Origin of the sequence: Microbacterium sp. dk485, from assembly GCF_004570445.1 — a bacterium.
Taxonomy (GTDB): domain Bacteria; phylum Actinomycetota; class Actinomycetes; order Actinomycetales; family Microbacteriaceae; genus Microbacterium; species Microbacterium wangchenii.
Genome location: NZ_SPQW01000001.1, coordinates 1636628 through 1654471, shown reverse-complemented (window position 1 = coordinate 1654471; position 17844 = coordinate 1636628). Strand labels below are relative to the sequence as shown.

General features: G+C 71.9%; 16 protein-coding genes. 8 read left to right on the top strand and 8 right to left on the bottom strand.

Features of this window, described 5'->3' with window-relative positions:
- Nucleotides 1–14 precede the first annotated feature (14 nt).
- Nucleotides 15–848, bottom strand: coding sequence for a methyltransferase domain-containing protein (locus tag E4V99_RS07780; RefSeq protein WP_135116853.1), 834 nt, complete (start codon nucleotides 846–848; stop codon nucleotides 15–17).
- 163 nt (nucleotides 849–1011) lie between these two features.
- On the opposite strand from E4V99_RS07780, the gene E4V99_RS07775 reads away from it, so the two are divergent.
- The 3 genes from E4V99_RS07775 to E4V99_RS07765 all read left to right on the top strand — a co-directional run bounded on the left by E4V99_RS07775 (nucleotide 1012) and on the right by E4V99_RS07765 (nucleotide 4645).
- Complete coding sequence (locus E4V99_RS07775; RefSeq protein WP_135116852.1) at nucleotides 1012–2340, top strand: glutamyl-tRNA reductase; 1329 nt, start codon at nucleotides 1012–1014, stop codon at nucleotides 2338–2340.
- Nucleotides 2341–2438: 98 nt separating this feature from the next.
- Nucleotides 2439–4079 (top strand): glycosyltransferase, encoded by a 1641-nt coding sequence (locus tag E4V99_RS07770; protein WP_167758098.1) that lies wholly within the window; start codon nucleotides 2439–2441, stop codon nucleotides 4077–4079.
- Nucleotides 4076–4645 carry an HhH-GPD-type base excision DNA repair protein gene (locus E4V99_RS07765; protein WP_135116850.1) on the top strand — a complete coding sequence of 190 codons (570 nt, stop codon included), beginning with the start codon at nucleotides 4076–4078 and terminating at the stop codon, nucleotides 4643–4645. The genes E4V99_RS07770 and E4V99_RS07765 overlap by 4 nt, the downstream gene beginning before the upstream one ends.
- 12 nt (nucleotides 4646–4657) lie before the next feature.
- Here the strand turns inward: E4V99_RS07765 and E4V99_RS07760 are convergent, their stop codons facing one another.
- Both E4V99_RS07760 and E4V99_RS07755 read right to left on the bottom strand, forming a co-directional pair.
- The gene (locus tag E4V99_RS07760) at nucleotides 4658–6043 is read right to left on the bottom strand and encodes a glycine--tRNA ligase (protein WP_135069901.1); all 1386 of its coding nucleotides are present in this window, start codon (nucleotides 6041–6043) and stop codon (nucleotides 4658–4660) included.
- 135 nt (nucleotides 6044–6178) lie between these two features.
- Complete coding sequence (locus E4V99_RS07755) at nucleotides 6179–7033, bottom strand: hypothetical protein (protein ID WP_135069904.1); 855 nt, start codon at nucleotides 7031–7033, stop codon at nucleotides 6179–6181.
- A 186-nt stretch (nucleotides 7034–7219) separates the two neighbouring features.
- On the opposite strand from E4V99_RS07755, the gene E4V99_RS07750 reads away from it, so the two are divergent.
- Complete coding sequence (locus E4V99_RS07750) at nucleotides 7220–8029, top strand: SDR family oxidoreductase (protein WP_135069907.1); 810 nt, start codon at nucleotides 7220–7222, stop codon at nucleotides 8027–8029.
- Between the two features lie 27 nt (nucleotides 8030–8056).
- Nucleotides 8057–8260, top strand: a complete 204-nt coding sequence (locus E4V99_RS07745) for a multidrug transporter (RefSeq protein WP_135069910.1) — start codon at nucleotides 8057–8059, stop codon at nucleotides 8258–8260.
- 99 nt (nucleotides 8261–8359) lie between these two features.
- On the opposite strand, the gene E4V99_RS07740 is transcribed toward E4V99_RS07745, so the two are convergent.
- The 3 genes from E4V99_RS07740 to E4V99_RS07730 form a co-directional block, all read right to left on the bottom strand.
- Nucleotides 8360–9271 (bottom strand): cyclase family protein, encoded by a 912-nt coding sequence (locus E4V99_RS07740; RefSeq protein ID WP_135116849.1) that lies wholly within the window; start codon nucleotides 9269–9271, stop codon nucleotides 8360–8362.
- 76 nt (nucleotides 9272–9347) lie between these two features.
- A complete protein-coding gene (gene lhgO, locus E4V99_RS07735) occupies nucleotides 9348–10562 on the bottom strand; it encodes an L-2-hydroxyglutarate oxidase (RefSeq protein WP_135069916.1) in 1215 nt (404 codons plus the stop codon).
- A 166-nt stretch (nucleotides 10563–10728) separates the two neighbouring features.
- Nucleotides 10729–11433, bottom strand: coding sequence for a GNAT family N-acetyltransferase (locus E4V99_RS07730; protein ID WP_135116848.1), 705 nt, complete (start codon nucleotides 11431–11433; stop codon nucleotides 10729–10731).
- Nucleotides 11434–11511: 78 nt separating this feature from the next.
- Between E4V99_RS07730 and E4V99_RS07725 the strand changes: the two genes are divergently transcribed.
- Nucleotides 11512–12963, top strand: a complete 1452-nt coding sequence (locus E4V99_RS07725) for an MFS transporter (protein ID WP_261799205.1) — start codon at nucleotides 11512–11514, stop codon at nucleotides 12961–12963.
- A 140-nt stretch (nucleotides 12964–13103) separates the two neighbouring features.
- Here the strand turns inward: E4V99_RS07725 and E4V99_RS07720 are convergent, their stop codons facing one another.
- The gene (locus E4V99_RS07720) at nucleotides 13104–14318 is read right to left on the bottom strand and encodes an MFS transporter (RefSeq protein WP_135069921.1); all 1215 of its coding nucleotides are present in this window, start codon (nucleotides 14316–14318) and stop codon (nucleotides 13104–13106) included.
- Nucleotides 14319–14367: 49 nt separating this feature from the next.
- On the opposite strand from E4V99_RS07720, the gene E4V99_RS07715 reads away from it, so the two are divergent.
- Nucleotides 14368–14772, top strand: coding sequence for a MerR family DNA-binding transcriptional regulator (locus E4V99_RS07715; RefSeq protein WP_135069925.1), 405 nt, complete (start codon nucleotides 14368–14370; stop codon nucleotides 14770–14772).
- A gap of 114 nt (nucleotides 14773–14886) precedes the next feature.
- On the opposite strand, the gene E4V99_RS07710 is transcribed toward E4V99_RS07715, so the two are convergent.
- Nucleotides 14887–16137, bottom strand: a complete 1251-nt coding sequence (locus E4V99_RS07710; RefSeq protein WP_209305611.1) for an MFS transporter — start codon at nucleotides 16135–16137, stop codon at nucleotides 14887–14889.
- A gap of 194 nt (nucleotides 16138–16331) precedes the next feature.
- Here E4V99_RS07710 and E4V99_RS07705 point away from each other — a divergent pair, with 194 nt between their 5' ends.
- Nucleotides 16332–17831, top strand: coding sequence for a peptide MFS transporter (locus E4V99_RS07705; protein ID WP_135116846.1), 1500 nt, complete (start codon nucleotides 16332–16334; stop codon nucleotides 17829–17831).
- Nucleotides 17832–17844: the final 13 nt, after the last annotated feature.

The following is a 17844-nucleotide window of genomic DNA, read 5'->3' as shown; positions in this document are numbered from 1 at the left end:
GCATGCCGCCCTGGTCACCGCACGGTGGCGGTCACCAGGAGGTACTCCCACTGCATCCGGCCGTCGACGATCGCCGCATCGGCCAGCGCGTCCAGCGCCGCATCCAGCGCCGCCACCTGCGCGGGGTCGTCGGCGATGCGCCGATAGACCGCGATGGTGGGCCCGTAGTGCGAGGCGAAGTACTCGCGGAACCGGCCGCCCGCATCGAAGCGGTCGATCGTGACCGTCTCGCGCACGGCGGAGAAGTCGGTGACGGATGCGCCGAACAGCTCGCGCACGTGCGCGTCGTCGCCCCACAGCGGTGCCGGCTGCGCTCCCGGCGGGGGCGGCGCGTTGAACGGCTTCATCGTGGCGAACATGCGGCCCACGAATCCCTGCGGCGTCCAGCTGAGCACGCCGATCCGTCCGCCGGGGCGCGTGACGCGCAGGATCTCGGTTGCAGAGCGCTCGTGGTGCGGCGCGAACATCACGCCGACGCTGGAGACGACCGCATCGAACGCATCGTCGGGGAAGGGGAGCGCCTCGGCGTCCGCCTCGCGCCATTCCAGTTCGGCCCCCGCCTCCCGTGCACGCCGGCGACCGGCGTCGAACAACTCCGGTGTGAGGTCGGAGGCGACCACCGTGGCTCCGCGCAGCGCCGCGGGGATCGCGGCATTGCCGCTGCCGGCGGCGACATCGAGAACGCGGTCGCCGGCCTGGACGCCGACGGCATCGACCAGGCGCGGGCCGAGCGACCAGATCAGATCGCTCGCGAGCGCCGGATAGTCCCCCGACGCCCACATCGCACGATGCTTCGCCTTGAGCGCGCGATCGGCCTCATCGACGACGGATGTCTGCGTATCGGTCATGTCCGTTCCTTCCTTGTCGCTCGAACACGGCCCACCCTCCTCCCCGTGCGCGACCGCGGCATCCGTGCACCGCACGGAGATCCGCACGCACGCGCACGCGCGGATCGCTCGGCGTCGAGGCATCGGGCCGCCCGGTTGCGGCACGCGGGTAGAATCTCCTCTCGTGCTGCTGTGCGTCTCCGCGAGTCACAAGACCGCGTCCTTCGAGCTCCTCGAGCGCCTCAGCGTCCCCTCCACGCCCGTCGCCCCCCTCATCGCGGCGCACTCCGAATGCGTGCAGGGCGCCGTCGTGGTCGCCACGTGCAACCGCTTCGAGGCCTACGTCGACATGGATGAACCGGTCACCGCCTCCCGCGTCGTCGGCGTGGAGGCCACGCTCGCCGCGATCGAATCGGCCACCGGCGTCTCCGCCGCCGAACTGGAGGGCTCGTACCGGGTCCTCGGCGGCGACGAGGTCGCCGAGCATCTGTTCGCCGTGGCATCCGGACTGGAATCGGTCGTCATCGGTGAAGGCGAGATCGCCGGACAGGTGCGCCGGTCGCTGAAGGAATCGCGTCGTCTAGGCACGACCTCGGGCGAGCTCGAACGGCTGTTCCAGCGGGCCTCGGAAGCCCAGCGCGGCGTGAAGAACGCCACGGCCCTCAGCCGCGCCGGGCGCTCGCTCGTGCGTCTCGCCCTCGAACTTGCCGACAGCCGGATCGCCGACTGGTCGGCGCTGCGCGTGCTGCTGGTGGGCACCGGCGCCTACGCCGCCGCCACCGTCGCGGCACTGCGGGACCAGGGCGCGCAGGACATCTCGGTGTACTCGCCGTCGGGCCGGGGCGCGAAGTTCGCGGCGAAGTACGGCCTGCACAACCTCGCCGCCGAGCGTTATCCGTCCGTCGCCGCGCACGCCGACCTCGTCATCACGTGCACCTCTGCGGAGCACCCCGTCCTCAGCGCCGACACCCTGGCAGCCGGCCGGACCGGGTCCGAAACGGTCGGCCCCGCAGCCGAGGTGCCCCCTGCCGGCCCCCTCGCGCGCCGGCTCGTGATCGACCTCGGCCTGCCGCGCAACGTCGATCCCGACGTGGCCGGGGTCCCCGGCGTCGACCTGCTCGATCTGGAGACCATCCGGCTGCACGCTCCGGTGGAGGAGCTGCAGGCCACCGACGCCGCCCGCGAGGTCGTGCGCGACGCCGCGCGACGCTTCGCCGTGGTCGGCGAGCGCCGCAACGTCACCCCCGGGATCGTCGCGCTGCGCACGCACGCGTTCGGAGTGCTCGAGGGTGAGATCGCGCGCGCCCGGGCGCGCGGAGACGACGACGGTCGCACCGAGCAGGCCCTCCGCCACCTCGTCGGCGTGCTGCTGCACGCCCCCACGGCGCGCGCGCACGAGCTCGCCGAACTGGGGCGCGGCGAGGAGTACTTCGCCGCCCTGTCGACGCTCTTCGGCATCGAGGTGGCCGACGAAGAGCCCGACGCCGCCGCATCCGATACCGGCGCCGCCTGATCCGATCCAGTCCCTACCCGCTCGCGCAGCCGGCGGGTTGGATGGTTCGTGCGCGCCATCCGGGCATCCCGGCCGACGCCGATGAGAGGAGTGAACGAGTGACGGAACCGACGACAGTACGGGTGAGCGTCATCATTCCCGTGTTCGAGCCCGGTGCCGGCTTCGACGACCTCATCGCGTCGCTGGACCGGCAGACACTCGACGCCGGTCGGTTCGAGGTCCTCCTGTGCGACGACGGCTCGGGCCCGGAGACCCGGGACCGCCTCGCGCGCGTGGCCCAGAGCCGGCCGAACGTGCGCGTGCTCACCCTCCCGCACACCGGGTGGCCCGGCGCTCCGCGCAACGCCGGCATCGACGCCGCCCGCGGGCAGTACGTCTTCTTCTCCGACCAGGACGACCGCCTGTTCGAGGGGGCGCTGGAGCACCTGTGCGACTACGCCGACCGTCACTCCTCCGACGTCGTCATCGGCAAGGTCGTGGGGGTCGGCCGGCGCATCCCGCAGATGTTCCGGCGCGACATCCCGCACGCGCAGCTCGGCAAAGACCCGCTCCTGGAACTCCTCACGCCGCACAAGCTCTTCCGCACCTCGTTCCTGCGCGAGCACGGCATCCGCTTCCCCGACGGCAAGGTGCGCCTCGAGGACCACCTGTTCGTGATGCAGGCGTACTTCGCCGCCACGACCATCTCCATCCTCTCCAGCGAACGCTGCTACGCGTGGCTGAAGAACCCCGGCAGTGCCAGCTCGTCCCGGATCGATCCGGAGACCTACTTCCCCCACCTGGAGGCCGTGCTCGACATCGTGGAGGAGCACACCACCCCGGGCCCGCTGCGCGACACACTCCTGCGGCACTGGTACCGCGGCAAGATCCTCAAGCGGCTGGGCGGACGGCGGATGGTCCGCTACCCCGACGACTACCGCGCCCGGTTCCTCGACGTCGTCATCCCGCTCTCGCGCCGCAGATTCGGGCCCGGCGTCCAGCAGGGCCTCGCCTTCCCGCTGCGCGTGCGGTCGGCGCTGCTGCTCGGCGATCATCGCGACGAGCTCGTCCGCCTGGCCGAGTTCGAGGCCGCGCTCACGTGCAGCGCCGACCTGACCGCAGCCCGGTGGATGCGCCGGGGCAAGCTCGTCCTCACCGTCCGCGTCGGCGCCCTGCGCGTGGGGGACCAGCCACTCGTGTTCGAGGAGCGGCCGGTCGCGGCCGAGCACGGTGCCGCGGATGCCGGCTCGGGTGCCACGAGGGCGCTCGTGTGGCGGCCCCCCGCGCACCTGGGCCTCGACGTCCTGCCGGAGGAGACGTTCGATGCGACGCGTGACCTGCGGGACGACCAGGTCGAGCTCTTCCTGCGCGACCGGCGCGGCCCCGCCCGCCGCGTCCCCGGCCCGGTGGCGAGGAAGCTGGACGCCGCGACGCTGACCATCGATCCGCTGCACACCTTCAGCCGTCGCAGCACCTCGCGCGGCGGCCCGCTCCGCGTGCGCGTGCAGCACGCCGGCTGGAGCGTCACGGTGCCGCTGCGGGCCGATCAGGCCACCGTCGACGCCGTCGGACGCTCGCCCCTGCTCGCCGGCCGCCGGTGCACGCTGACCGGCAACGACGACGGGACGCTGGCCCTGAAGCGCGAGTGGCCGCGCGGGCAGGCGCGCGACACGGTGGCCCGTGCTGTGCGCCGCGCCGGCCGGGCGGTGCGCCGCATCCGCCGGCGGGGCTCCGGCGCCGGTGGAAGGATGGCAGCATGAGCCTGCACATCACCGCCGACGCCGACGCCGACCAGCTGCTCAGCGACAATCCGCTCGCCCTCCTGGTCGGGATGCTGCTGGATCAGCAGATCGCGATGGAGACAGCCTTCACCGGGCCGCTGAAGATCCGCAATCGCATCGGGGCGATGGATGCCGCCACCATCGCCGGCTACGACCCCGACGCGTTCGCCGAGGCGTTCAAGACGCCGCCCGCCGTCCACCGCTTCCCCGGGTCGATGGCCGGTCGCGTGCAGGCGCTGTGCGCGGCCGTCGAGCAGGACTGGGGAGGTGACGCCGCCGCGATCTGGACGCAGGGCTCCCCCTCCGGCGCCGAGGTGCTCGCGCGGCTGAAGCGGCTGCCGGGCTTCGGCGAGCAGAAGGCGAAGATCTTCCTCGCGCTGCTGGGCAAGCAGTGCGGCTTCGACGGACCCGGCTGGCGCGACGCATCCGCCCCCTACGGCGAGGAGGGCTCGTTCCGCTCCGTCGCCGACATCATCAGCCCCGAATCGCTCACGAAGGTGCGTGAGCACAAGCGCGCCATGAAGGCCGCCGCGAAGCAGCAGTAGCGCCCGCGCCGGTCAGGCGCCGCGGAGGCGCTCGGTCAGGTAGGCGTGGAGGACGTCGAGGGGCACGCGCTCCTGCGCCATCGTGTCGCGGTCGCGCACCGTGACGGCGCGGTCGTCGAGCGAGTCGAAGTCGACCGTGACGCAGTAGGGCGTGCCGATCTCGTCCTGACGGCGGTAGCGCCGCCCGATCGCTCCGGCGTCGTCGAAGTCGACGTTCCACATGCCGCGCAGCCCGTCGGCGACCTCGCGCGCGAGCGGGGAGAGCCGCTCGTTGCGCGAGAGCGGCAGCACCGCGACCTTCACGGGAGCCAGGCGCGGGTCGAGCTTGAGGACGGTGCGCGTATCGACGCCGCCCTTGGCGTTGGGAACCTCCTCCTCGACGTACGAGTCGACGAGGAACGCCATCATGGCGCGAGTCAGGCCGAACGAGGGCTCGATCACGAACGGCGTGTACTTCTCCCCCGACGCCTGGTCGAAGAAGGTCAGGCTCTGACCGGATGCCTCGGAGTGGCTCTTCAGGTCGTAATCGGTGCGGTTGGCGACACCCATGAGCTCGCCCCACTCCTTGCCGGGGAAGCCGAAGCGGTACTCGACGTCGATCGTGCCGTCGGAGTAGTGCGCGCGGTCTTCGGCCGGGACGTCGTAGCGGCGCATGTTGTCGGCGTCGATGCCGAGGTCGATGAACCAGTTCCAGCACGCCTCCACCCAGTGCTCGAACCACTCGTTCGCCTCGGCGGGCGGCGTGAAGTACTCGATCTCCATCTGCTCGAACTCGCGCGTGCGGAAGATGAAGTTGCCGGGGGTGATCTCGTTGCGGAACGCCTTGCCGACCTGACCGACGCCGAACGGCGGCTTGCGCCGCGACGCGGTGAGCACGTTGCTGAAGTTGACGAAGATGCCCTGCGCCGTCTCCGGACGCAGGTAGTACAGGCCGCTCTCGTCGTCGACGACGCCCAGGTACGTCTTCACCAGGCCCGAGAACGCCTTCGGCTCGGTGTACTGCCCCTTCGTGCCGCAGTTCGGGCACGGGACATCCGCGAGCCCGTTCTCGGCCGGCCGGCCCTTGCGCGCCTCGAAGTCGTCGATCAGGTTGTCGGCGCGGAAGCGCTTGTGGCAGTGCAGGCACTCCACGAGCGGGTCGGTGAAGGTCGCGACGTGTCCGGATGCCTCCCACACGCGCTTGGGCAGGATGATCGAGGAGTCCAGCCCCACCATGTCGCCGCGCCCGCGGACGAAGGTCTGCCACCACTGGCGGCGGATGTTCTCCTTCAGCTCCGTGCCGAGGGGCCCGTAGTCCCACGCGGAGCGGGATCCGCCGTAGATCTCGCCCGCCTGGAAGACGAACCCGCGGTGGCGGGCGAGGGCGATGACCTTGTCGAGGCGGGACTGTTCGGCCACGGTGGCTCCAATGGTCGCAAGAGGTGGGATGCCGCGGAATCTCGGCCCCTCGATTCTACCGAGCGGCGCCCGGCCCCCTCGCCGCGCTGCTGTGGGGCTCCCGTGCGGCACGGCACTCGCGGAGCTGGCGCGTTGTCATGCGCCGCCGAAGCCGCACCACTCCGCGACCCACGACAGCATGCGCGCCTTCATCTCCGGCGGTGCGGGGATGTCGACCTCACCCCGCACGTCGCCGACGACCGCGTCGACGGTGAAGATCGTGCCGCGCTTGTCCTCCTGCACCACGTGGGGGTCGCAGCGCTGCGGCACCAGCGGGATCTCGACGGTGCGGGCGGATGCGGTGGGGCCGATCTCGATGCCGAGCGGGTGGGGAGCGGGCGGGGCACCGGCGGCGTACATGAGCAGCGTCGTCGAGTCGACCGCTTCCAGCCGAGCAGTGCCCGCACCGGTGGGCTCGATCGACAGGACCAGCGCGCCCGCGCGGCCGGCGGGGGCCGGCGTGAACCCGGAGATCGACACGGTCGCGACCTCGGCGAGCGCATCCGCGAGGCACTCGCGCGCGTACAGCTCGGGGAGGAACCCGAGCGTGTCGACGATGTCGGATTCCGCACGGTACGCGGTGTCGCCGACCTCCACCTCCATCGCGATGGTCGTGGTGGCAGCATCCGGCGCCGCGCAGTCCATCGGCGGCAGCTGCACGCGGACGTCCACTCCGCGGCCCGGTGCCAGCGTCGTGGCACGGTCCACGACGCGCGCGGCGACGCCGTCGAACCGCGGATCGGCGACCTCGACGGCGCCGAGCGTCACCGGCGCGTCGCCGTCGTTGTGCACGCGCACCTGCGCCTGCCGCGCCGCCACGTCCGAGCGCTGCTGCACGAGGCTCACCTCGACCCCGGGCGGGAGCCCCTCCGGCTGCGCACCGGCGCCGCCGCATCCGACGAGCAGCGCCGCCGCCGCGAGCGCGAGCATCGCGCCCCTGACCTCCTTCATGCGGTCAGGGTACTCGCGCTCCCCCGCCGCGCCGAGAGTGCATCACCCCGGCGAATCCGCACCGGATTGCGTGCACTCTCGCCGAAGTGGTGCACATCCGACGTGGAGGGGGCGGGAACGCTAACGCCGGGAGCGACGGATGTAAAGGGTGTCGGCGAGGGGAAAGCGTGCTCGTAGCGTCGAGCCATGGACACCTCCGACTTCTCCCCCCGCCGTGCCATCGTCACCGCCTCGGACTCGGGAATCGGCGCGGCGTGCGCCGTCGCCCTCGCCGAAGCGGGCATGGACGTCGGCATCACGTGGCACTCCGACGAAGAGGGCGCAGAGCGCACCGCCGAGGCCGTGCGCGCGCGCGGCGGTCGCGCCGTGATCGCCCGGTTCGACGCCACCGACCTCGCCTCCGCGGGCGGTGTCATCGACGGCCTCGCCGAGGAGCTCGGCGGCGTCGACGTCTTCGTCAACAACGCCGGCGGCGGCTCGGGCGGCGGCGCCCTCGACCTCGATCTCGACGGCTGGCGACAGGACCTCGGCCTGAACCTGGACGGCGCCTTCGTCGCCATCCAGGCCGCGGCGCGGCGGATGGCCGCGGCCGGAACGGGCGGCCGCATCATCGCGATCACGAGCGTCCACGAGCATCAGCCCCGCGTGGGCAGCGCCGCCTACGTCGCGGCCAAGCACGGCCTCGGCGGCCTCGTGAAGACCCTGGCGCAGGAGCTCGGCGCCCAGGGCATCACGGTCAACGCCGTCGCCCCCGGCGAGATCGCGACGCCTCTGAACGACATGGACTCCGAGGACGCGCAGAAGACGCACCGCCCGGGCATCCCCCTCGGTCGCCCCGGGCGGCCCGAGGAGATCGCCGCGGTGGTGGCATTCCTGGCCTCCCCCGCCGCCTCCTACGTCACCGGCGCGAGCTGGGTGGTCGACGGTGGGATGCTGCAGATGGGGCCGCAGGCCGGCTCCGACCTCACGAGCGACGACTGGCGCAACGCCGGCTGATCCACTTCGACGACCGCAGGAGAATCCATGAGCGACCCGCAGAGCGACCCCCAGAGCGACGAGGACAAGCGCACCGATCAGCTGACGACGGCGCCGAACGCGACCGAGGAGGACGCCGCACCCCGCATCGACGTGACCCACCGCGAGGGTGTGACGCGCGTGGACATCCGCGAGGATGCGGCCGTGCGACCCGGGCCCGGTCAGGGCGACCCCGCCGCCGAAGAGGACTGACCGCGCAGAACTCAGGAGATCCGGGCCCTGCGCGGTCGTTCCAGACCTGCGGGGCGCGATTTCTCCTGAGTTCTGCACGATCCCGCCCGCGGGGCCCCGCTAGGCCCCGACCTCGGCGAACGCCCGCACCGGGAACGTGCCGAATCCCTCCACCGCGGGCGGCGCCGCGGTGAAGCGGGCGCCTCGAGCGGGCACCTCGCCGAGCCGCGTGAGGTGCTCGACGATATGAACCCCGGCCGCCAGGAGCGTCGAATGCGCCGGGCGCTCCCCGCCGGATTCGATGTCGTCGATGTTGAGCGAGTCGATGCCCACGAGCGCGGCGCCCTCCTCGACGAGGAACCGGGCGGCCTCGCCGGTGAGGAACGGCGCGCCGTGTCCGTACTCCTCCCGACCGAACCACCGGTCCCAGCCGGTGTGCAGCAGCACGGCGGCTCCGCGCACGTCGCGATCGGCGAGCGTTTCCGCACGGATGCCGCGAGCCGCAGCATCCCACGCGTCCTCGAGGTGGAACACCTCGGCGCGCAGGCGCACGAGGGTCGCGAGGTCGAGCCCGGCCAGATCCGTCCCGCCCGCATACCGGTGATAGGGCGAGTCGAGATAGGTCCCCGTGTTGCCGACCAAAGTGATGACATCCATCGCGAACTCCGTCCCGGGTGCGTACCGGGCGCGGCAGTCCTCCCGCGTGAGGTGGGGCTCGATCCGCGGGGCCGGCAGCCCCGGGTAGGTGACGAGGCCGGCGCGGATGGGATGGCTCAGGTCGATGACCCGCCGCGACCGTGCGGGCGCCGCATCCACGCCGCGGCTGCCGCGATGCTGCTCTTCGACGAACCGCACATCCCGCAGCGTCACCTCGGCCACCAGCGCGAGCCCGAGATGACGCACGAGGAGCCGGGCCAGGGCGTCGTCGTCGAGATCGGCGGCGGGCACGTCCAGGCGGAACCCGGTGCCGGTCAGCCCTCCGCCGTTGGCGAAACGGATATCGAAGTCCACGTGCGCGCGATACTCGCTCATGGCGTGAGCCTAGGCAGGCCCGGCCGCACCCGGCATGCCGGAAGGCGCCATCGTCCGCACGGTTCCGGACGCGTGCTCAGGATGGGGCGGTGGCGGCGAGGTGGTTCTGGATGACGTAGCGGGCGATCGCGATGGAACTGGTCGCCGCCGGCGACGGGGCGTTGCGCAGCAGCGTGACGGCGCCGACCTGGTCGACCTGGAAGTCGTCCAGCAGCTCTCCTCCGCGCCCCCACGCCTGCGCGCGCACACCCGCGGCGGTCTTGTGCGTCAGGTCGGCCAGGCGCAGTTCGGGGATGAAGCGCCGGGCCTTCCGGTAGTACAGCGGCTTGAGCAGCGATCCGCTGATCTCGTCGACCCCCATGCGCCAGTGCTTCTTGGCCAGCGGCCACGCGCCCGGCCACCGCAGCGACTCCCACGTGTCCCGCGCCGACACGCTCAGCCACGAATAGCCCTCCCGCGCCAGCGCCGGAACCGCGTTGGGCCCGACGTGGACGGTGTCGTACACGCCCCGCGTGAAATGCACGCCGAGGAAGGGGAAGCGCGGGTCGGGGACGGGATAGATCATCCCCGCCACGAGATCGGTGCGGTCGGGCGCGAGCTCCCAGTACTCGCCGCGGAAGGGAAGGATCTTCGGCGCCGGGTCTGCGCCGACGTACCGCGCGACGACGTCGGAGTGCAGTCCCGCGCACACCACGACGCGGTCGAACACGTCGTCCGACGCCGCCGTGATCAGGCGGACAGCCCCCGCCTCCGAGCGGATCGCGGTCACCTCCTGGCCCAGGCGGATGCTGCCGCCGGCGGTGCGCACATCCTCCGCCATCGCCTCGGTGATCGCGGCGTAGTCCACGATCGCGGTGTGCGGTGAGTGCACCGCTGCGACGCCGGCGACGTGGGGCTCGATCTCCCGCATCCGAGCCGGGTCGTCGATGCGTGCGAGGCCCGGAACGCCGTTGGCGATCGAGCGACGCTCGATCTCGGCCAGGGCTTCCCGCTCGCTGTCGTCCACGGCGACCACGAGCTTGCCCACCTCACGGTAGGGCAGCGCCTTCTCCTCGCAGAACTCCCGGATGAAGACCCGTCCGGCCGCGCACAGCTGCGCCTTCAGCGACCCGGGCGCGTAATAGAGGCCAGCATGCACGACGCCGGAGTTCCGCCCCGTCTGATGCCGCGCGAGCCGGGTCTCCTTCTCGAAGACGGTGACCTGGTCGCCGCGCGCGCTCAGTTCGCGCGCGAGCGCCACGCCCACGATCCCTCCACCGACGATGCCGACGCGGTCAGCCGCATCCGTCATGTGCACTCTCCCCCAGGCGGCGAGGCTCGTGCCGCGGTCCCACCCGCGGCCCCCGCCGGTCCCAGCATCCCCGGGAACCGCCCGGATGGCAAGCGGCGCGGATGCCGCATGCCCCCGAGCCGCCGACCTCGAGCGCTCGCCGGGCGTCAGTCCTCGACGCCCGGCGTCAGTCGGCGTCGACGAGGAGGTAGCCGCGTTCGTCGTCGAAGCCGCCGATGCGGAGCCCCGCCTCGAGGTGCCTCTGCAACCCGCGCCGCACGGAGTTGCGCCACGCCGCGGCCGCCGCGGGCATCTCCCGCCGCATCGCGTCGATGTCGCCGGGGATCCGCACCTCCGCCGCCACGGCGCCGTCGGGGGTGGCCGCGGGCGGCTCGGCCAGCGCCCACGACACCAGCAGCCGATCGGAGGGGACACCGCGGTTGGCCGCATCCGGCATCGCCCCGTACTGATCGACGAGGTAGTCGGTGACGCGGGCGCCGAGCACGCGCAGAGTGAAGTGGGCGTTGCGGGCGATCAGCGGATCGAAGGTCCACGTGATGCGGCCCACCCCGCGCTCGAACGCCCAGTCGCGCTGGTGCTGCTTGAGCACGCGCCCGACTCCGCGTCCCTGGTACTCCGGCAGCACGCCGGTGACGTGGGAGTGCATCGTGCGTTCGGCGGGCGGTCCGAACCATCCGGCGGATGCCCCCACCATGCGCTCGCCGTCGTACACCCCGACGACGTAGTTGCCCGAGTGCTGCAGTGCACGCAGGGCCTGGGCGGGCAGCGCCTGGCGGTCGGACCGCCACACCTCGGCGAGCACGGCGGCGGCGGCGTACACCTGCGCGACGTCGACCAGTTCGCGGATCTCGATGCCGGAGGGCTCGCTCACACGCACAGTCTGGCACCGAGTGCGCTGGACCGCCCGTATGCGACCTTCTCGCCCGTCGCGCCCCGATAGCCTGGATCGGTGACGGGCGACGGGGACAGACGCAGACTGACCCGGCTCCCCCCTCAGGCCCTCATCGTCGCGGTGCTCGCCGTGGCCGGTCTGTGCTCGTCGTTCATGTTCACGCTCGTCGTGCCCATCCAGACGAGGCTCCCCGATCTCCTCGACGCCCCGCGGGAAGACACCGCGTGGGTGGTGACGGCGACGCTGCTGTCCGCCGCCGTGATCACCCCGATCGCCGGCCGGCTGGGCGACATGTACGGCAAGCGCCGCATCGTGCTGGTGCTGCTGGCGGCGATGGTGATCGGCTCGGTGATCGCGGCGCTGTCCACCGACATCGTCGGGGTGATCGTGGGACGGGCGTTCCAGGGTGCGGTGACCGGAGTGGTTCCGCTGGGAATCTCGATCCTGCGCGACGTGCTCCATGAAGACCGGATCGACTCCGCCATCGCCCTCATCAGCGCGACCCTGGGCGTCGGCGGATCGCTGGGGCTGCCGATCAGCGCCGTGATCGCCGACGAAGCCGACTGGCATTTCCTGTTCTGGATCTCCGCGGCCCTCGGGGTTCTCGTGCTCGTGCTCGTGGTGTGGATCGTCCCGGAGAGCGTCTTGCGCACCGCCGGCCGGTTCGACTTCGTCGGCGCGGCGGGCCTGGCCGTCGGGCTGCTGTGCGTGCTGCTCGCGGTCTCGCGGGGCAATGAGTGGGGCTGGACCTCACCGCTCACGCTGGGCCTGGCGGCCGGAGGGGTCGTCGTGCTCCTGGCGTGGGGATGGTTCGAGCTCCGCGTGCCCGAACCGCTGCTCGACCTCCGCGTCGCCGCCCGCCGGCCGGTGCTGCTGACCAACCTCGCGTCGGTGGCGATGGGATTCGCGCTCTTCAGCTCGCAGGTCTCCTACCCCCAGATGCTCGAGCTCCCCGCCGCCACCGGCGTCGGGTTCGGGTTGTCGCTGCTCGCGGCGAGCCTGGTGATCATGCCGTCCGGGCTCATCATGATGGCCCTCTCCCCGCTCTCCGGCCGGCTCGCCCGCCTGGTGGGCCCGCGCGTCCTGCTGATCGCCGGGGCCGCCTCGCTCGTGCTCGCCTACGGGTTCTCTCTCGCGTGGGCGACCGAGGTGTGGCACCTGCTGGTGGCGAACATCCTCATCGGCTTCGGGATCGGCTTCGGCTACGCCAGCATGCCGATGCTCATCATGCGCTCGGTGCCGCCGAGTGAGACCGGAGCATCCAATGGCCTGAACGCCCTGTCGCGCTCACTGGGGACGAGCACGGCCGCCGCGGTGGTCGGGGTGGTTCTGGCCAGCATGTCGACGACGCACGAGGGGATGCAGGTGCCCAGTGCCGACGCCTTCCAGACGGCGTTCGTCCTCGGCATCGGCGCCGCCGTGGTGGCTCTCGTGCTGGCCTTGCTCATCCCGGCGCGGCCGAGCTCGATCGAGCGGCACCCCTCGCTGCCCGAGCCGCCCCGCCGCTGACCCCGCCCTCCGCCATCCGCCGTGCCCGCGCCCCTCGTCACGCGCCGAGATCAGGCGAATCGCCCGGATCAGGACGCCTGAGGCACAATCCCTCCTGATTCCGGCATTTCTCCTGATTTCGGGCACGACCGGACCCCGGGTCAGGAGCGGTCGCGCACGGGTGCCGGGCGGCCGGCGAGGAGCACCCCGGCCCCTCCGGCGACGGCTGCTGCGGCCAGGACTGCGGCGGAGAGGGCGGTCGTGACCTGGGGGGCGGATGCTCCGCCCACCGCACCGCCGAGCCACGGTCCGATGGCGATCCCCACGTTGAACAGCACCACGATTCCGGCGCTGGCCAGCGTGCGGGTGCGGTCGGTGGCCGCGCGCATGAGCGTGGCCTGCAGCAGCGGGAAGATCGCACCGATCGCCGAGCCCCACAGGACGAGCGCCACGACCACCGCCGCCGGCGTGGACATCGCCGCGGCCAGCGTCGCCAGGGCGACGGCGAAGACCACGAGCGTCGCCGCCAACGCGCCCCGCGGGAAGCGATCCGCCAGCCACCCGGCCACCACGACGCCGATCAGTCCCGCCGTGCCGTAGACGAACAGCAGCGCCGCGGCCCACCCCTCGTCGAAGCCGGCGAACGACAGCAGCGGACGCACGTACGTGAACGTCGCGAACTGCCCGAGCGCGATGAGCACGGCGGCGATCCCGAAGGCGGCGATCGCCGGCAGCGACGGGTCGCGCCAGAACCCGCCCGCACTCCCCTCTTTGTCGGGGCGTGGCGGGCGCAGCCGCGGCATCCGCGTCACCACGAGCACCGCCATCACGAGCGCGGCGATGCCCAGGGCCGCGAAGGCGATCCGCCACCCGACCAGCTGAGCCAGCACGGTCCCGGCGGGAAGCCCCGCGACGGTGGCGGCCGTGCCCCCGGCCGTCACGATCGCCAGCCCGCGCCCCAGGTGCGAGGGCGAGAGCAGCGCCGTGGCGTAGACCATGACCACGGCCCAGAACACGCCGTGCGCGACGGCGGCGGCCACGCGCGTGGCCAGGGCGATGCCGTAATCGGGTGCCCACGCCGTGGCCACGTTCGCCAGGGCGAACACCGCCAGCGACCCGCCGACGACCAGGCGCCGGTCGACGAAGGCCATCACGCGCGCGAGCGGGATGCTGGTGACGATGACCGTCACGGCCCACACCGAGATGAGCAGGCCGACCTGCTCCGGCGAGACGCGCAGGTCGGCGGCCATTTCCGGGAGCATTCCGGCCGGCAGAGCCTCGGCCGTGACGGTCAGGAAGACACCCAGGGACAGCAGCAGGAGCGCGGCGGCAGGAAAGGATCGCACGGCGACCGGAACGGGTCGGGATTCAGCCATGCTCCGACGCTAAAGTGTGACATCAGTGTCAAGGTCAAGGGGGCCGCACATGAGGATCGGCGAACTCTCGCGTCGCACCGGGATCCCTCCGCGGATGCTGCGCTACTACGAGGAGCAGGGTCTGCTCACCTCTCACCGCACCGCGAACGGATACCGCGCCTACGCCGAGACCGCCGTCGCCGAGGCCGAACGGGTCCGCGGGCTCATCGCGGCCGGGCTGACCACGCGCATGACGCGACTGGTCCTCGACATCGAGCGCTGGGACGACACCCCCGCGCCCGCGGAGTGCACCCGCGGCCTCGCGGAGGAGCTGGCCGGCGAGCTCGCCGCCATCGAGGGACGCATCTCGTGCCTCACGCGCAGCCGAGACGCCCTCACGCGATACCTGCAGCGCACGCGGCACGGCGACCTCGTCGGGCATCCCGCCTCCGCGGGCGACACCCCCGCAGGGTGATCCGCGCCGCCCCGCGCGCCCAGATCAGGAGAATCGCCCAGATCAGGACGCCGGGGCAGGAATACGTCCTGATTCCGGCGATTCTCCTGATTCCGGGGGGCCGGGCGACGCGCGTCAGCGTCGCGGGCGGCGCGGCGCATCCAGCCCGAGGTGGACGCGCGTGCGCCGGCGCTCGAACACGATCATGACCGCACCCAGGAGCCACAGCGGCACCTGCGTGAGGAACGCGATCCGGAACGCGTCGAGGGTGTAGGTCTCGGGCGTGCCGGCGCCCTGCGCATCCATCGCGATGCCGATGAACAGGATCGCCAGGAGCCCCGCGAGGAACCCGCCGCCGTTGACGATGCCGGTGGCGGTGCTGAGCCGATGGCTGGGGTTGTAGGTGCGGGCATGGTCGAACGCGATCATCGAGGTCGGTCCGCCGGTGCCCAGCGCGAAGGCGAGGACGAACAGCAGCCACAGCGGCGCGGGGCCCGGCCACGCGATCACCGCGAGCCACGCGGCGGCCTGGAAGGCGACCGCCGGCAGCACCAGCAGACGGGATCGCCGCATCGGATGCCGCATCGACAGCGCCCCGATGACCGGTCCGAGCGCGATCAGGAACACGATGAACGAGGTCACCACCAGGGACGCGGCGGCGGGTGAGAGCCCCTCGCCGGCGGTGAGGAACGGAAGCCCCCACAGCAGGCCGAACGTGGTCCCCGCGAACGGCGTGGCGAAGTGCGACCAGAACGCCAGGCGGGTGGCCGGATGCGCCCACGACTCCCGGAACCCCTCCCGCAGGTCGGCGGCGGAGCGGACCACCTGGATGGCGCCGGTGTCGGTGTCGACGGCGACGTCCGACGTGCGTCCGGGCGGGCGGCTGCGGATGACGGCGAAGGCGAGCACCGCGAACAGCACGCCCATGCCCGCCAGCGCGCCGAACGCGATCGACCAGGAGGTCGCGTGGAGCAGCAGCGCCAGCGGGATCACCGACAGGATCTGCCCGAACTGACCGATGGTGGAGGTCAGCTGCACGAGCACGGGCGCCCGCTGGGCGGGGAACCACAGGGCGATCACGCGCAGGACGCTCGGGAAGATCGCCGCATCCCCCGCCCCGATGAGCACGCGTGCGAGCAGGCCGATGCCGACGTCGGAGGCGAGCGCCATGACGGCCTGCCCCACCGCCATGAGCACCATCCCCACTGTCACGATCGGGCGGGCGCCGAAGCGGTCCAGCAGCAGTCCGACGGGGATCTGCAGGCCGCCGTACACGGCCAGCTGCACGACGGCGAACATCGACAGGGCGGATGCGTCGGCGTCGAAGCGCACCGCCGCGTCCACGCCGACCGCCGAGAGCGAGCTGCGGTTGGTCACCGACAGCATGTACGCGCCCACGCCCACCGCCCACACGAGCCACACGCGCCATCCCGGGGCCAGAGCGGGCGCAGCGGAGGTCACGGCATTCCGGGGTGGTAGGAGACGGCGCGGATCGGCCGCGTCCAGCGTATCCCGCCCGGGGGTCCCCCTCGGGTCGCAGGACCCGTGTGCATCCGGCGACCCGGGATTAGCCTGACGCCATGTCGGATTCATCCCACAGAGGTGACGACACCGGCGCCACCGCCACGAGAGGCGACACCGGCGACGCCGACACGCGGTTCTTCGGCCAGCCGTGGGCCCTCGCCCATGTGTTCGGCGTGGAGATGTGGGAGCGATTCAGCTTCTACGGCATGCAGGGCATCCTGCTCATCTACATGTACTTCACCGTCGCCGAGGGCGGGTTGGGGATCGACCGATCGATCGCGGCGGGGATCGTCGGCGCCTACGGCGGGACGGTGTACCTCTCCACGATCCTGGGCGCATGGGTGGCCGACCGCCTGCTCGGCTCGGAGCGCGTGCTGTTCTACAGCGCGATCGTGATCATGGCCGGCCACATCTCCCTCGCTCTGCTGCCTGGGCTGTGGGGGCTGGGCGTCGGCCTCATCCTCGTCGCGGTCGGATCCGGCGGCCTGAAGGCCAACGCCACTTCGGTGGTCGGTTCCCTGTACCGGGCCGAGGACACCCGCCGAGACGCCGGGTTCTCGCTGTTCTACCTCGGCATCAACCTGGGCGCGTTCTTCGGCCCGATCATCACCGGAGCACTGCAGTCCACCGTCGGATTCCACTGGGGCTTCGGCGCCGCCGCCGTCGGCATGGGCCTGGGCCTGCTGCAGTACTCCTTCGGGCGCACGCAGCTGCCCGCCTCCTCGCGCACGGTGCCGAATCCGCTGCCGCCCGACCGCCGGCTGCTGGTCGTGGGAATCGCCGCGGCCGGCATCGTCGCGGTCGTGGCGCTCGTGCTGCTCGGGGTGATCCGCGCCGAGAACCTCGCCGTCATCGTGATCCTCGTCACGGTCGCGGCCGCCGTGGCGTACTTCGCGGTCATCCTGACCTCCTCTGCCATCAGCGCGACCGAGCGCTCCCGCGTGTTCGCGTTCATCCCGCTGTTCGTCGTGAACGTCGGTTTCTGGTCGCTGTATCAGCAGCAGTTCACCGTCGTCACGATCTACTCCGACGAGCGGCTGAACCGCGACATCCTGGGGTGGGTGATGCCGGTGTCGTGGGTGAACTCCATCAACCCGATCTTCGTCATCATCCTCTCCGGCGTCTTCGCCGCCGTGTGGACCAAGCTCGGCCCGAAGCAGCCGTCGACACCGACGAAGTTCGCGCTCGGCTCGATGATCATGGGGGCGGCGTTCCTGCTGTTCCTGCCGTGGGCCAACGGCGCCCCCAACTCCACGCCACTGCTGGCGATCGTCGCCATCCTCCTGGTGTTCACGCTCGCGGAGCTGTTCATCTCCCCCGTCGGCCTGTCGGCGTCGACGAAACTCGGCCCGCAGCGCTTCCACACGCAGATGGTGGCGCTGTACTTCCTCTCCGTCGCCCTGGGGACCTCGATCGCCGGATGGCTCGCCCAGTTCTACGACCCGAGCAATGAGGTGCCGTACTTCACCGTGCTGGGTGCCATCGCGATCGTGCTCGGCATCGCGCTGCTCCTGGCCGTGCGGCCCGTGCTGCGCCTCATGAAAGGCGTGCGCTGACGCGCTCCCGACG

Coding starts and splice junctions, on each gene's coding strand:
- E4V99_RS07780 (WP_135116853.1), bottom strand. CDS start 848: ATGACCGATACGCAGACATCCGTCGTCGATGAGGCCGATCGCGCGCTC.
- E4V99_RS07765 (WP_135116850.1), top strand. CDS start 4,076: ATGAGCCTGCACATCACCGCCGACGCCGACGCCGACCAGCTGCTCAGC.
- E4V99_RS07755 (WP_135069904.1), bottom strand. CDS start 7,033: ATGAAGGAGGTCAGGGGCGCGATGCTCGCGCTCGCGGCGGCGGCGCTG.
- E4V99_RS07750 (WP_135069907.1), top strand. CDS start 7,220: ATGGACACCTCCGACTTCTCCCCCCGCCGTGCCATCGTCACCGCCTCG.
- E4V99_RS07745 (WP_135069910.1), top strand. CDS start 8,057: ATGAGCGACCCGCAGAGCGACCCCCAGAGCGACGAGGACAAGCGCACC.
- E4V99_RS07740 (WP_135116849.1), bottom strand. CDS start 9,271: ATGAGCGAGTATCGCGCGCACGTGGACTTCGATATCCGTTTCGCCAAC.
- lhgO (WP_135069916.1), bottom strand. CDS start 10,562: ATGACGGATGCGGCTGACCGCGTCGGCATCGTCGGTGGAGGGATCGTG.
- E4V99_RS07720 (WP_135069921.1), bottom strand. CDS start 14,318: ATGGCTGAATCCCGACCCGTTCCGGTCGCCGTGCGATCCTTTCCTGCC.
- E4V99_RS07715 (WP_135069925.1), top strand. CDS start 14,368: ATGAGGATCGGCGAACTCTCGCGTCGCACCGGGATCCCTCCGCGGATG.
- E4V99_RS07710 (WP_209305611.1), bottom strand. CDS start 16,137: ATGCTGTCGGTGACCAACCGCAGCTCGCTCTCGGCGGTCGGCGTGGAC.
- E4V99_RS07705 (WP_135116846.1), top strand. CDS start 16,332: ATGTCGGATTCATCCCACAGAGGTGACGACACCGGCGCCACCGCCACG.